A 12983-nucleotide genomic window follows, 5' to 3' on the forward strand; every position below is an offset into this window, starting at 1 on the left:
CGGACACATGGCGGGCGAGGCTCTAACCCCTACCAGCTACATCCAGCATCACTTGCAGAACCTGACCGCTCCGGTCGGCAAGGGCGAGGGTATGTTCTGGCATATCCACGTCGATACCTTCCTCACCGCGGTCCTGATGGGCCTGGTGATCGTGGTCGCATTCTGGCTGGGTACCCGCAAGGCCACCGCCGGCGTGCCGGGCAAGTGGCAGGCCTTCGTGGAAATCTGCCTGGAGTTCGTCGACCGCCAGGCCAAGGACACCTACCACGGCAAGAGCAAGCTGGTCACGCCGATCGCCATCACGATCTTCTTCTGGATTCTGTTGATGAATCTGCTGAAGATGATCCCGGCCGATTTCATCGCCAAGCCGCTGGAATGGGTGGGCGTGCACTACTGGAAGCCGGTCCCGACCGCTGACGTCAATGCCACCCTGGGCATGGCCATCAGCGTGTTCTTCCTGATGCTGTTCTTCGCGCTCAAGTCCAAGGGCCTGGGCGGCTTCATCAAGGAATTCCTGACGGCGCCGTTCGGCAAGTGGATGATGCCGTTCAACCTGATCCTCAACATCGTCGAGTGGCTGAGCAAGCCGATCTCGCTGGCGATGCGACTGTTCGGCAACATGTTCGGCGGCGAAATCGTGTTCCTGCTGATCTGGGTGCTGGGTGGTGCCGGTTTCTTCGGTGCCATTGCCGGTGGTGTGTTCGGCCTCGGCTGGATGCTGTTCCACCTGCTGGTGATCCCGCTGCAGGCCTTCATCTTCATGATGCTGTCGATCGTGTACCTGAGCCTGTCGGAAGACGCTCACTGAGTTTCAAGCTTCAACGCGTTTCAACCTTCATCCGTTTCATCACCCTTAGCAACTTAAGTTCCTGGAGATAACCATGTACTTCGCCGTCCTGACCAACTTCGCGCAGATTCAGAGCTCCACCGCCCTTGCCGTCGGCATCATGATCGGCCTGGCCGCGCTGGGCGCCGGTCTGGGTCTGGCCATCATGGCTGGTAAGTTCCTGGAGTCGGCCGCCCGCCAGCCGGAACTGATCCCGGTCCTGCAGGTCCGCATGTTCATCACCGCCGGCCTGATCGACGCCGCGTTCATCATCTCGGTCGCCGTCGGCCTGCTGCTGGCCTTCGCCAACCCGCTGTCGGCTGCCTTTGCTGGCGCCGTCACCAAGGCTCTGGCCGGCTGATACAGCGGTTTGAGACGACCGGGTGCTGATGCACCCGGTTTCGGATGAAGGCCGGATGTGCCGCTTCGGCGGCACGTCCACCCCGAAACCAGCGATCGAGCTAACCATGAATATCAATTTCACCCTTCTTGCGCAGGCGCTCGCCTTCGCTGGTCTGATCTGGATCATCGCGACCAAGATCTGGCCGCCGCTGATGAACGCGATCGAAGAGCGCCAGCAGAAGATTGCTGAAGGCCTCGCTGCTGCCGACCGCAGCCAGAAAGATCTGGCCCAGGCGCAGGAGAAGGTCAACGAAGCGCTGAAGGAAGCACGCACCAAGGCCAACGAGATCATCGATCAGGCCCACGCACGTGCCAACCAGATCGTTGATGCTGCCCGTAACGAAGCGATCACCGAAGCCACCCGTCAGAAGGAACTGGCCCAGGCTGAAATCGACGCCGCCGCCAACCGTGCCCGTGAAGATCTGCGCAAGCAGGTGTCCGCGCTGGCCGTGACCGGTGCCGAAAAGCTGCTCAAGCGCGAAATCGACGCCAACGCCCACAAGGCGCTGCTCGACGAGCTGGCCTCGGAGATCTAAGGATGAGCCAGGCCCTCACGCTTGCCCGCCCGTACGCCCGCGCCGCGTTCGCGACCGCGCGCGACGAAGGCGCGTTCGCGCCGTGGTCGGACGCCCTGGCGTTCTCCGCCCACGTCGCCGCCGATCCGCGCGTGGCGGCCCTGCTCGCCAACCCGGAGCTGGGTCGTGACGACGCCGTCGCCCTGCTGGCGCCGGTGTCCCACGGCGAGACCTACTCGCGCTTCCTGGCCATCCTGGCCGAATCGCATCGTCTGCCGCTGCTGCCGGAAATCTCCGGCATGTTCGACGCGCTGCGCGCCGAAGCCGAGCACGTGGTCAAGGCCACGGTGACCTCGGCTTCCGAGCTTTCGGCCGGAGAGCTGGACGCGATCAAGGTTGCGCTGCGCAAGCGCTTCAACCGCGAGGTCGACGTGACCACCGCGGTCGATGCTTCGCTGATCGGCGGCGCCGTGATCGACGCCGGCGACGTGGTCATCGATGGTTCGCTGAAGGGCAAGCTGGCCCGTCTGCAGACCGCGCTCGCTAACTGAATTCATTTAACGTCCGGCCCCGCTGCCGGCACTAGGACTTGACGATGGCAACCACGCTCAACCCCTCCGAAATCAGCGAACTGATCAAGAACCGCATCGAGAAGGTCAAGCTGGCCGCGGAATCGCGCAACGAAGGCACCGTGACCAGCGTGTCCGACGGCATCGTGCGCATCTTCGGTCTGGCCGACGTGATGCAGGGCGAAATGATCGAACTGCCGAACAACACCTTCGCCCTGGCCCTGAACCTGGAGCGCGACTCGGTCGGCGCCGTGGTCCTGGGTGACTACGAAAACCTGCGCGAAGGCGACGTCGCCAAGACCACCGGCCGCATCCTGGAAGTGCCGGTCGGTCCGGAACTGCTGGGCCGCGTCGTGAACGCGCTGGGCGAGCCGATCGACGGCAAGGGCCCGCTGGGCACCGACCTGACCGCTCCGGTGGAGCGCGTTGCTCCGGGCGTGATCTGGCGCAAGTCGGTCGACCAGCCGGTGCAGACCGGTTACAAGTCGGTCGACTCGATGATCCCGATCGGCCGTGGCCAGCGCGAGCTGATCATCGGTGACCGCCAGACCGGCAAGACCGCCATGGCCATCGATGCGGTGATCAACCAGAAGGGCACCGGCATCAAGTGCGTGTACGTTGCGATCGGCCAGAAGGCTTCGACCATCGCCAACATCGTGCGCAAGCTGGAAGAGAACGGCGCGCTGGCCCACACCATCGTGGTGGCCGCGACCGCTTCCGAATCGGCTGCCATGCAGTACATCAGCGCCTACTCGGGCTGCACCATGGGTGAGTACTTCATGGACCGCGGCGAAGACGCGCTGATCGTGTACGACGATCTGTCCAAGCAGGCCGTCGCCTACCGCCAGATCTCGCTGCTGCTGAAGCGCCCGCCGGGCCGTGAAGCCTACCCGGGTGACGTGTTCTACCTGCACTCCCGTCTGCTCGAGCGCGCTGCCCGCGTGTCCGAGGAATACGTCGAGAAGTTCACCGAAGGCAAGGTCACCGGCAAGACCGGTTCGCTGACCGCGCTGCCGATCATCGAAACCCAGGCCGGCGACGTGTCCGCCTTCGTTCCGACCAACGTGATCTCGATCACCGACGGCCAGATCTTCCTGGAAACCGACCTGTTCAACGCCGGCATCCGCCCGGCCGTGAACGCCGGTATCTCGGTGTCGCGCGTCGGTGGCTCGGCCCAGACCAAGATCATCAAGAAGCTGTCGGGCGGCATCCGTATCTCGCTGGCCCAGTACCGCGAGCTGGCTGCGTTCGCGCAGTTCGCCTCGGACCTGGACGAAGCGACCCGCAAGCAGCTGGAGCGTGGTCAGCGCGTCACCGAGCTGATGAAGCAGAAGCAGTACGCGCCGATGTCGATCGCCAACCAGGCGCTGTCGATCTACGCCGTCAACGAGGGTTACCTCGACGACGTGCCGGTCAACAAGCTGCTGGCGTTCGAAGAAGGCCTGCACGCCCACTTCGCCAACACCCAGGGCGAGCTGATCAGCAAGGTCAACGCCACTGGCGGTTGGGACAACGACATCGAAGGTGCCTTCAAGAAGGGCATCGCCGAGTTCAAGACCACCGGCAGCTGGTAATCGCGGTCCTGTAGAGCGGAGCCACCGGCTCCGCTGGACCAGATGACAAACGGTTGAACAACGCGGGGCATCAGCCCCGCGCCACGGGAAACAAGAGATGGCAAGCGGACGCGAAATCAAAACCAAGATCAAGAGCGTGCAGAACACCCGCAAGGTGACGCGCGCCCTGGAAATGGTCTCGGCCTCCAAGATCCGCAAGGCGCAGGATCGGATGAAGACCTCGCGTCCGTACGCGCAGGCGATGAAGCAGGTGATCGGTCACCTGGCCCAGGCCAGCACCGACTACCAGCATCCGTTCCTGGTCGAGCGTGAGCAGGTCAAGCGGGTCGGTTTCATCGTGATCTCCTCCGATCGCGGCCTGGCCGGCGGCCTGAACAACAACCTGTTCCGCAAGATGCTGGGCGAAGCCAAGGCATGGCAGGACAAGGGTGCCGAAGTGGACCTGGTGACCATCGGCCAGAAGGCATCAACCTTCTTCCGCCGCGTGAAGGTCAACATGGTCGGCAGCGTGACCCACATCGGCGACGTGCCGAAGCTGGAATCGCTGATCGGTGTGATCAAGGTCATGCTCGACGCCTTCACCGAAGGCAAGGTCGACCGCGTGTACCTGGTCTACAACCGCTTCGTGAACACCATGACGCAGAAGGCCAGCTTCGATCAGCTGCTGCCGCTGCCGCCGGCTGAGAAGCAGGTCGCTCACCACGACTGGGATTACCTGTACGAACCCGATGCCGCGACCGTGCTCGAGCACGTGATGACGCGTTACATCGAGTCGCTGGTGTACCAGGCACTGCTGGAAAACGTCGCCTCCGAACATGCCGCACGCATGGTCGCGATGAAGGCGGCGAGCGACAACGCCAACAAGCTGATCGGCGAACTGCAGCTCGTCTACAACAAGGCGCGCCAGGCAGCGATCACCCAGGAAATCTCCGAAATCGTCGGCGGCGCGGCAGCAGTCTGACCGCGTTCGTTCAAAGCACACATTTAGAGGATGCAGCAATGAGTCAGGGCAAGATCGTTCAGATCATCGGCGCGGTCGTCGACGTCGAATTCCCGCGTGAGTCGGTGCCGAAGGTGTACGACGCACTGAAGGTCGACAACACCGAAATCACCCTCGAAGTCCAGCAGCAGCTGGGCGACGGCGTGGTGCGTACCATCGCCCTCGGTTCCACCGACGGCCTGAAGCGCAACCTGGTTGCCACCAACACCAACCGCGGCATCTCCGTGCCGGTCGGTGCTGGCACCCTGGGCCGCATCATGGACGTGCTGGGCCGTCCGATCGACGAAGCCGGCCCGGTGGCCGCCAGCGACAGCTGGGAAATCCACCGTGCGGCCCCGTCGTACGAAGACCAGTCCCCGGCCACCGAACTGCTGGAAACCGGCATCAAGGTCATCGACCTGATGTGCCCGTTCGCCAAGGGCGGCAAGGTCGGCCTGTTCGGCGGCGCCGGCGTCGGCAAGACCGTCAACATGATGGAACTGATCAACAACATCGCCAAGGCGCACAGCGGTCTGTCCGTGTTCGCCGGCGTGGGTGAGCGTACCCGTGAGGGCAACGACTTCTACCACGAAATGAAGGACTCCAACGTCCTCGACAAGGTGGCGATGGTGTACGGCCAGATGAACGAGCCGCCGGGCAACCGTCTGCGCGTCGCCCTGACCGGCCTGACCATGGCCGAGTACTTCCGCGACGAGAAGGACGAAAACGGCAAGGGTAAGGACGTCCTGCTGTTCGTCGACAACATCTACCGCTACACCCTGGCCGGTACCGAAGTGTCGGCACTGCTGGGCCGTATGCCGTCCGCCGTGGGTTACCAGCCGACCCTGGCCGAGGAAATGGGCGTCCTGCAGGAGCGCATCACCTCGACCAAGAACGGTTCGATCACCTCGATCCAGGCCGTCTACGTTCCCGCGGACGACCTGACCGACCCGTCGCCGGCGACCACCTTCGCCCACCTGGACTCGACCGTCACCCTGTCGCGTTCGATCGCCTCGCTGGGTATCTACCCGGCCGTCGATCCGCTGGACTCCACCAGCCGCCAGATGGACCCGCTGGTCATCGGCCACGAGCACTACGACACCGCCCAGCGCGTCCAGCAGACCCTGCAGAAGTACAAGGAACTGAAGGACATCATCGCGATCCTGGGCATGGACGAGCTGTCCGAAGAGGACAAGCAGGCCGTGTCGCGCGCCCGTAAGATCGAGCGCTTCTTCAGCCAGCCGTTCCACGTGGCCGAAGTGTTCACCGGTTCGCCGGGCAAGTACGTGCCGCTGAAGGACACCATCCGTGGCTTCAAGGCCATCGTCGATGGCGAGTACGACCACCTGCCGGAGCAGGCGTTCTACATGGTCGGCGGCATCGAAGAAGCGGTCGAGAAGGCCAAGAAGATGGCCGAGAAGGCCTGATCCGGGACGGGCGGGAGCGATCCTGCCCGACCTGACGCCGGCGCCGGGCAATCGCCCGCGCCGGTGGACTCCCACGGTGGCATTGCGCCGCCGCGAACAGCGAAGAGATTTGCATGAGCACGATCCGTTGCGACATCGTCAGCGCCGAGCAGGAAATCTTCCGTGGCGAAGCGACCCTGGTCGTGGCCACCGGTGAGCTGGGCGAACTGGGCATCGCGCCCAAGCACGCGCCGCTGATCACCCGCCTGAAGCCGGGCAAGGTGGTGGTGACCACGCCGAACGGCGAGCAGCTGGATTTCGCCATTTCCGGCGGCATCCTGGAAGTGCAGCCGCAGGTGGTGACCGTGCTGGCCGACACCGCGATCCGCGCACAGGACATCGACGAAGCCTCGGTCCGCAAGGCCAAGGAAGAAGCCGAGCGCATCCTGGCCAACCGCGGCGAAGCGATGGAAGTGGCCGAAGCCCAGCAGAAGCTGGCCGAAGCCGTCGTCCAGCTGCAGGCGCTGGAGCGCCTGCGCAAGAATCTCAAGCACTGAGGTTCGCGCTGCACCCACGAGAACGCCGGCCCTGTGCCGGCGTTTTTGTTTGGCTGGCTGGGTAGAGTCGACTGTCAGTCGACTACCGCGCGCAGCGCGGCATTTCCGCGTCCTCATGGAAGAGCAGTCGACTAACAGTCGACTCTACCGATCCCGATCCCGATCCCGATCCCGATCCCGATCCCGGTCACAAACCTCGCCTCGTGTCAGCGGTACACCACGTAGCGCATCAACAGGAACGACACGCACGCCAGCCCGCCTTCCACCAGCGGCTTGGCCAGCCACGTGTACTGCAGGCCCAGCGCGTGGTCGACCAGGCTGACCAGCAGCGTGCTCGCCGCCGTCAGCAGCAGCCACAGCGCGAAGAAGCGTGCAAAGCGCTTCCATCCCAGCTTGCGGGTGCCGGCCTCGGCAAAGGTATAGCGGCCGTTGAGCCAGAAGCCCAGCAGCATGCCGGCCAAGCGGCCGGCGATGTTGGCCGGCGCTACCGGCATGCCCAGCGCGGTGGCGACCACGAACACCAGCCAATCGACCAGCAGCTGCACGAGCCCGATCACGAGGTAGGCGCTTCCCTGGCGGACGAGGCTCATCGGCATGGTGAAGGAGGAGGGATGCCCATGTTAACGGCCCACGCTCTAGAATCACCGGCAACGAACCACGGACTGCTGCTCCCATGACCCAAGCCCTGCACGTCATCATCCTCGCCGCCGGCGCCGGCAAGCGCATGAAGTCGGTGCTGCCGAAGGTGCTGCAGCCGATCGCCGGCCAACCGATGCTGGCGCACGTGATCGATGCCGCCCGCGAGCTGCAGCCGGCCGCTATCCACGTGGTCTATGGCCATGGTGGCGAGGCGGTGCGTCAGCACTTCGCCGACCAGCCCGATCTGCAATGGGCCGAGCAGGCACAGCAGCTCGGTACCGGGCACGCCGTCGCGCAGGCGATGCCGCAGGTGCCTGATGCGGCACAGGTGCTGGTGCTGTACGGCGATGTGCCGCTGATCCGCGCGCAGACCCTGCGCGATCTGCTGGCACAGCCGGGACGGCTGGCGGTGCTGGTGGCCGACGTCGAGGACCCGACCGGTTATGGCCGCGTGCTGCGCGATGCGGAAGGCAGGGTCGGTTCGATTGTCGAACAGAAGGACGCTACCGACGACCAGCTGCGCGTGCGCACGATCAACACCGGCATCATTGCCGCCGAGTCGACCGCGCTGCGCCGCTGGCTGTCGCAGCTGTCCAACAGCAACGCGCAGGGCGAGTACTACCTGACCGACGTGTTCGCGTTCGCCGCCCATGAGTACACCCCGGCCGAAATGGCGCTGGTCGCCGATGCACAGGAGGCCGAGGGAGCGAATGATCCGTGGCAGCTGTCGCAGCTGGAGCGCGCCTGGCAGCGGCGCGCGGTGCGTGCGTTGTGCGCACAGGGCGCGCGCGTGCGTGACCCGGCACGACTGGATATCCGTGGCACCGTCACCGTGGGCAGCGACGTGCTGATCGATGTCGACGTGGTGCTGGAAGGCAACATCGTGCTCGGCGACGGCGTCACCGTAGGCCCATTCAACCGCCTGAAGGACGTCAATCTTGGTCCTGGCACCGAAGTGCGCGCACACTGCGATCTGGAAGGCGTGGTCACCGAAGGCGCGGCACTGGTCGGCCCGTTCGCGCGCCTGCGCCCGGGTACCGTGCTCGCCGATGGCGTGCATGTCGGTAACTTCGTCGAGACCAAGAAGGTCACCCTCGGTGTCGGCAGCAAGGCCAATCACCTCACCTATCTGGGTGATGCGGTGATCGGCAGCAAGGTGAACATCGGTGCCGGCACCATTACCTGCAACTACGACGGCGTGAACAAGTCGACCACCACCATCGGCGACAACGCGTTCATCGGCTCCAACAGCTCGCTGGTGGCGCCGCTGACGATCGGCGAGGGCGCCACCATCGCCGCCGGCTCGGTCATCACCCGCACCGCACCGGACGGCAAGTTGACACTGGCACGTGCACGACAGGAAACCATCGATGGCTGGAAGCGCCCGGTCAAGAAGTCCTGAGCCCCGTCTCCCGCGCGCCGACGAGCTCGGCGTGCTGCCGGCAATTGAACAACGTGCCGGCGAACTGCTGAAGGGCCACGAAGCCTATCCGGTGTTTGCCGGCCACGGCCTGGATCTGCCGACACTGCAGGACGGCCTTCAGCGTGGTCAGCTGTGGGTGGTCGATGCCGCTGAGGGCGGTATTGCGGGTTACCTGCTGGGCGGCGAGCTGAGTGGCGAGTTCCATGTCCTGCAGATGGATGTGGACCCGGCGCATGCACGTCGTGGCCACGGCCGTGCATTGCTGCGCCATGCCTTGGCGCAGGCCAGGGCCGCCGGCTTTGCTGCAGCAGTGCTGACCACCTTGAGCGATGTGCCGTGGAATGCAGCCTTCTATGCCAGCGAAGGGTTCGACGTAGTGCCTGAGGCAGAGTGGAACGACGGCCTGCGCGCAGTCATGGCCGAAGAGGCCGCGCTCGGGTTTCCGATGCACCTGCGGGTGGCGATGCAGCGATCCATCTCTTCGCTGGATGGCTGAAGGTCGGCCACCGCTCATGGGCGTTACTTTTCTTTGTGCGCAAAGAAAAGTAACCAAAAGAAACGCTCCGCCGGTCGCGAGCCGATGCTGCGCATCGGTGCCCTGCGCTTCTCGGTGAATCAGGGGACGGCGCCGAACTCGCTGCGCTCAGACATCGGCGCCTCTGCGCCCCAGATTCCCCTGCGATGCTCGGCTCGCTCAAGGCGGAACCAACATCCAGAGCCACAGCCGCACCCAGTCGATTCAAACTACGCGTTGATCTCGTTGCGTTTGCTCTTGATGCTCCCGTTCCCCTGGAGCGCAGGATGCCGATGCCGCAGCTTTGGCAGGTGCCGACCTTGGTCGGCATATACACACTACCGGCAACCCCGTTGGCCCGATCAACCCACCGGCAACAGGATCGACACGCACAACCCACCATCACCGCGGTTCTGCAACGACACCCGCCCACCGTGTGCTTCCACGATCTCGCGGGTGAGCGCCAAACCCAATCCAGTGCCGTTGCGCTTGGTCGAATAGAACGGCATCAACGCGTTCTGCAGCACCTGCTCGTTCATGCCCTTGCCGCGGTCCAGTACATCCAGGCGCAGCCACTGCGGCAGCCGCGTGAGTTGCACCTGTACGTCATCGTTGGGCGGATCAGCTTCGGCGCAGGCTTCATGCGCGTTCTTCAAAAGATTCAACAACGCCTGCCCGAACTGCGCGATGTCGATGCGGCTGCTCAGCTCCTCGTCCGGTTCGCGATCCATGGTGAACGGGATCTGCTGGCGCAGGCTGGACAGGAACGGCGCCCAGTGCACGGTCTGCAACTGCGGCTGCGGCAGCTTGGCAAAGCGTGCGTAGCCCCGGATGAAGCCTTCCAGATGGCGGGCGCGGTCTTCGATGGTGGTGAAGATTTCCGGCAGCCGGTCGAAGCGCTCGCGCTGCACCAGCACGCCACCGGAATGCGCCAGCGACGCGATCGGTGCCAGTGAATTGTTGAGCTCGTGGCTGATCACCCGGATCACCTTCTTCCACGTCTGCACTTCCTGGCGGCGCAGTTCGGCGGTCAGCAGGCGCACCAGCAGCAGGTCGTGCGGTCGGCCATTGAGCTGGAAAGCACGGCGCGACAGGTGGTAGACCTGCTCGTCATCCTCATCGCCGTCTTCGCCTGCCGCATGCACCGCGAACAGGCTGTCGCCGCCACGGGCGATGGCATCGCGCAGCTCTACCGGCACCTGCTCCAGCACCTCTTCCAGACGCTGGCCTTCCAGCTTCCAGCCGCCATGCAGCAGCTTGCGCGCGGCCAGGTTGGAGAACACCACGCGGGAGATACCGTCGCCGCCGGATGCGATCAGCAGCATCGCCACCGGCGTGTTCTGCACCATGGTGTCCAGCAGCAGCTCGCGCTGCACCAGGCCCTGGCGCTGCGCACGCAGCACGTCACCCAGCTCGCGGTGCGCCTGCACCAGGTCGCCCAGTTCGTCGTTGCCGGGCCAGTGCACGCCGAAGTTGTATTCACCGTCGCGGTAGCTGCTGGTGGTCCCCGACAGCGCACGCATCAGTGAACGCACCGGTGCGGTAGCCCGGCGCAGGGTCCACCACATCAGCGACAGCAGAACCAGGGCCGACACCAGGGTCACCACCCAGCCGTGGTTCATCCAGTAAGCCAGCAGCCACGGCAATGCCGCAGCCAGCGCCAGGACCGGCAGCAGGCGCAGGAACAGGCGGAAGGTGAACGAACGACGCTTCATTCGCGTGGGATGCCGTGGCGGTCCATGCGCCGGTAAAGCGCCTGGCGGCTCAGACCGAGTTCGGCGGCGGCCTGGGCGATGACGCCGTGGTTGCGCGCCAGCACATCCTCGATGCGCGCACGGTCGGGATCATTGCCGGCACTGGCCGCCGGGCGTGGTGCGGGGGCAGCACGCGGCAGGTTGAGATCGGCCACTTCGATGCGGTTGCCGGTGGCCAGCAGCTCGGCGCGCTGGATCACGTTGCGCAGTTCACGCACGTTGCCCGGCCACGGATGCCGCTGCAGGGCAGCGGCGGCCGCAGTGGCCAACGGCTTGCCGGCAGTCAGGAAACGCTCGGCCAGTGGCACGATGTCGGCGGGGCGTTCGGCCAGCGGCGGCAGCACCAGCTCCACGGTGTTCAGCCGGTAATAGAGGTCTTCGCGGAAGGTACCGTCGCGGATCATGGCCGGCAGGTCAGCGTTGGTGGCGCTGACCACGCGCACCTTGACCTGGCGTTCGCGGTTGGAACCCAGGCGTTCGAAGCGCCCGGTTTCCAGTACACGCAGCAGTTTCATCTGGCCGCCCAGCGACAGGTTGCCGATCTCATCCAGGAACAGGGTGCCGCCATCGGCGGCTTCGAACTTGCCTTCGCGTGCCTTGTTGGCACCGGTGTAGGCGCCGGCATCGGCACCGAACAGTTCGGCTTCGATCAGCTCCGACGGCAGTGCACCGCAGTTGACCGTGATGAACGGGCCCTTGGCCACCAGCGAGTTGGCCTGGATGATCTGCGCGATTTTTTCCTTGCCGGCACCATTGGGGCCGGTGATCAGTACCGGCAGCTCGGAGCGCGCGACCTGGCAGGCCAGGGCGATGACGCGCTCGCTGGCTGGATCGGCGAACACGGCGCCGCACAGGTCGTACTTCTCTTCCAGCGCGTTGCGCTGGCGCAGTTCACGGCTGCGGCGCCGGTCCAGTTCGCGGCGCGCCTCGGACAACTCCAGCAGGTTGTTGACCGTGGTCAGCAGCTTGCGGTCGTCCCACGGCTTGGCCAGGTAGTCGGCGGCGCCGGCCTTGACCAGGTCCACCGCGCTGCTGAGGTGGGTCCAGGCCGTCAGCAGGATCACCGGCAGGTCCGGATGGCGCGCGCGGATCTGCGCGAACAGGTCTTCGCCTTCCTCGCCGGAGGTGGTGTCCTCGCTGAAATTCATGTCCTGGATCACCAGGTCGACCGGCTGCGACTCGAGCAATGCCAGCCCCTCGGCCGGGCTCTGCGCCTGCAGGGTGTCGATGTCGTGCAGGGAGAACAGCACGTCCAGTGCGGTGCCGACACTGGCGTTGTCGTCGATGATCAGGATCGAAGGCATCAAGCGGTTCTGCAGAAAGGGATGGGCGGCGCCGATGGAGCCGTGTTCGTGTCCATACGCCGGGAGAGCCCGGCGCCACCCATCAAGCATAGCCAAACCGGTGGCTGTGCAGGAGCGGACCTTGCTCAGCGCCGGGGAGGCGCCGGCGGCGGTGGCGGCGCAGGTGGCGGCGGCACCTTCAGCGCCTGGCGCCAGGCTGCGGCGTCGACCGCCACCGTCAGTTCGCGCTTGTCGCGGCGCAGCAACAGATAGGCGGTGGCCGCGTAGGAATGGTGCAGGGCCTCGGCCAGATGTTCGACCCGGCGCACCGCCGTGTCGTCCACGCGGAGGATGCGATCGCCACTGCGCACGCCGAAGCGCACTTCCGGGCTGGCGGCTTCCACGCGCACCAGGCCCTCCGTCGAACGCAGCGACAACCGCGCCCCATCCTGGCGCCATTCCAGTGTCTGCGCGCTGCCACCGCCGGCCAGCGCCGGCAGTGGCAGCAACAGCAGGCTCAGGCACATCGCGCAGGCGCGCAT

At 65.2% G+C, this 12983-nt stretch carries 14 protein-coding genes; 10 read left to right on the top strand and 4 right to left on the bottom strand.

Going from position 1 to position 12983, the window contains the following annotated elements; all coding sequences use genetic code 11:
- Positions 1 to 7 precede the first annotated feature (7 nt).
- From atpB to ACJ7C5_RS18255, 8 genes are all read left to right on the top strand, one after another.
- Entirely contained in the window at positions 8 to 808 is an 801-nt protein-coding gene (atpB, locus tag ACJ7C5_RS18220; protein WP_019338861.1) for a F0F1 ATP synthase subunit A, read from the top strand.
- Positions 809 to 881: 73 nt separating this feature from the next.
- Positions 882 to 1187: a F0F1 ATP synthase subunit C gene (gene atpE / locus ACJ7C5_RS18225; RefSeq protein WP_005411133.1), complete on the top strand. Its 306-nt coding sequence runs from the start codon at positions 882 to 884 to the stop codon at positions 1185 to 1187.
- 106 nt (positions 1188 to 1293) lie between these two features.
- A complete protein-coding gene (locus ACJ7C5_RS18230) occupies positions 1294 to 1764 on the top strand; it encodes a F0F1 ATP synthase subunit B (protein WP_005419512.1) in 471 nt (156 codons plus the stop codon).
- 2 nt (positions 1765 to 1766) lie between these two features.
- Positions 1767 to 2294 carry a F0F1 ATP synthase subunit delta gene (locus tag ACJ7C5_RS18235; protein WP_032129048.1) on the top strand — a complete coding sequence of 176 codons (528 nt, stop codon included), beginning with the start codon at positions 1767 to 1769 and terminating at the stop codon, positions 2292 to 2294.
- A gap of 44 nt (positions 2295 to 2338) precedes the next feature.
- Entirely contained in the window at positions 2339 to 3886 is a 1548-nt protein-coding gene (gene atpA, locus ACJ7C5_RS18240) for a F0F1 ATP synthase subunit alpha (RefSeq protein WP_014038567.1), read from the top strand.
- A 97-nt stretch (positions 3887 to 3983) separates the two neighbouring features.
- Entirely contained in the window at positions 3984 to 4847 is an 864-nt protein-coding gene (atpG, locus tag ACJ7C5_RS18245) for a F0F1 ATP synthase subunit gamma (RefSeq protein ID WP_049435859.1), read from the top strand.
- Positions 4844 to 6292 (top strand): F0F1 ATP synthase subunit beta, encoded by a 1449-nt coding sequence (atpD, locus tag ACJ7C5_RS18250; protein ID WP_485873434.1) that lies wholly within the window; start codon positions 4844 to 4846, stop codon positions 6290 to 6292. The genes atpG and atpD overlap by 4 nt, the downstream gene beginning before the upstream one ends.
- Before the next feature lie 113 nt (positions 6293 to 6405).
- Positions 6406 to 6828: a F0F1 ATP synthase subunit epsilon gene (locus ACJ7C5_RS18255; protein WP_005419509.1), complete on the top strand. Its 423-nt coding sequence runs from the start codon at positions 6406 to 6408 to the stop codon at positions 6826 to 6828.
- A gap of 206 nt (positions 6829 to 7034) precedes the next feature.
- On the opposite strand, the gene ACJ7C5_RS18260 is transcribed toward ACJ7C5_RS18255, so the two are convergent.
- Positions 7035 to 7418, bottom strand: a complete 384-nt coding sequence (locus ACJ7C5_RS18260) for a GtrA family protein (RefSeq protein ID WP_094001055.1) — start codon at positions 7416 to 7418, stop codon at positions 7035 to 7037.
- A gap of 83 nt (positions 7419 to 7501) precedes the next feature.
- Between ACJ7C5_RS18260 and glmU the strand changes: the two genes are divergently transcribed.
- Both glmU and ACJ7C5_RS18270 read left to right on the top strand, forming a co-directional pair.
- Positions 7502 to 8869, top strand: a complete 1368-nt coding sequence (glmU, locus tag ACJ7C5_RS18265; protein WP_097049638.1) for a bifunctional UDP-N-acetylglucosamine diphosphorylase/glucosamine-1-phosphate N-acetyltransferase GlmU — start codon at positions 7502 to 7504, stop codon at positions 8867 to 8869.
- Between the two features lie 31 nt (positions 8870 to 8900).
- Positions 8901 to 9386 carry a GNAT family N-acetyltransferase gene (locus ACJ7C5_RS18270; RefSeq protein ID WP_412704715.1) on the top strand — a complete coding sequence of 162 codons (486 nt, stop codon included), beginning with the start codon at positions 8901 to 8903 and terminating at the stop codon, positions 9384 to 9386.
- A 380-nt stretch (positions 9387 to 9766) separates the two neighbouring features.
- Here the strand turns inward: ACJ7C5_RS18270 and ACJ7C5_RS18275 are convergent, their stop codons facing one another.
- From ACJ7C5_RS18275 to ACJ7C5_RS18285, 3 genes are all read right to left on the bottom strand, one after another.
- A complete protein-coding gene (locus tag ACJ7C5_RS18275) occupies positions 9767 to 11119 on the bottom strand; it encodes a sensor histidine kinase (RefSeq protein WP_412704716.1) in 1353 nt (450 codons plus the stop codon).
- Positions 11116 to 12462, bottom strand: a complete 1347-nt coding sequence (locus ACJ7C5_RS18280) for a sigma-54-dependent transcriptional regulator (protein WP_412704717.1) — start codon at positions 12460 to 12462, stop codon at positions 11116 to 11118. The genes ACJ7C5_RS18275 and ACJ7C5_RS18280 overlap by 4 nt, the downstream gene beginning before the upstream one ends.
- 125 nt (positions 12463 to 12587) lie before the next feature.
- Positions 12588 to 12983: a PDZ domain-containing protein gene (locus ACJ7C5_RS18285; protein ID WP_088027270.1), complete on the bottom strand. Its 396-nt coding sequence runs from the start codon at positions 12981 to 12983 to the stop codon at positions 12588 to 12590.

Source organism: Nocardiopsis yanglingensis, assembly GCF_045809185.1.
In the GTDB taxonomy this organism is placed as follows: Bacteria; Pseudomonadota; Gammaproteobacteria; order Xanthomonadales; family Xanthomonadaceae; genus Stenotrophomonas; species Stenotrophomonas yanglingensis.

Bases quoted from the DNA above. Each gene is read 5' to 3' on its own strand.
- ACJ7C5_RS18230 (WP_005419512.1), top strand. From the start codon at position 1,294: ATGAATATCAATTTCACCCTTCTTGCGCAGGCGCTCGCCTTCGCTGGT.
- ACJ7C5_RS18235 (WP_032129048.1), top strand. From the start codon at position 1,767: ATGAGCCAGGCCCTCACGCTTGCCCGCCCGTACGCCCGCGCCGCGTTC.
- atpA (WP_014038567.1), top strand. From the start codon at position 2,339: ATGGCAACCACGCTCAACCCCTCCGAAATCAGCGAACTGATCAAGAAC.
- atpB (WP_019338861.1), top strand. From the start codon at position 8: ATGGCGGGCGAGGCTCTAACCCCTACCAGCTACATCCAGCATCACTTG.
- ACJ7C5_RS18275 (WP_412704716.1), bottom strand. From the start codon at position 11,119: ATGAAGCGTCGTTCGTTCACCTTCCGCCTGTTCCTGCGCCTGCTGCCG.
- ACJ7C5_RS18285 (WP_088027270.1), bottom strand. From the start codon at position 12,983: ATGCGCGCCTGCGCGATGTGCCTGAGCCTGCTGTTGCTGCCACTGCCG.
- atpE (WP_005411133.1), top strand. From the start codon at position 882: ATGTACTTCGCCGTCCTGACCAACTTCGCGCAGATTCAGAGCTCCACC.
- ACJ7C5_RS18260 (WP_094001055.1), bottom strand. From the start codon at position 7,418: ATGAGCCTCGTCCGCCAGGGAAGCGCCTACCTCGTGATCGGGCTCGTG.
- ACJ7C5_RS18255 (WP_005419509.1), top strand. From the start codon at position 6,406: ATGAGCACGATCCGTTGCGACATCGTCAGCGCCGAGCAGGAAATCTTC.
- ACJ7C5_RS18280 (WP_412704717.1), bottom strand. From the start codon at position 12,462: ATGCCTTCGATCCTGATCATCGACGACAACGCCAGTGTCGGCACCGCA.
- atpG (WP_049435859.1), top strand. From the start codon at position 3,984: ATGGCAAGCGGACGCGAAATCAAAACCAAGATCAAGAGCGTGCAGAAC.
- glmU (WP_097049638.1), top strand. From the start codon at position 7,502: ATGACCCAAGCCCTGCACGTCATCATCCTCGCCGCCGGCGCCGGCAAG.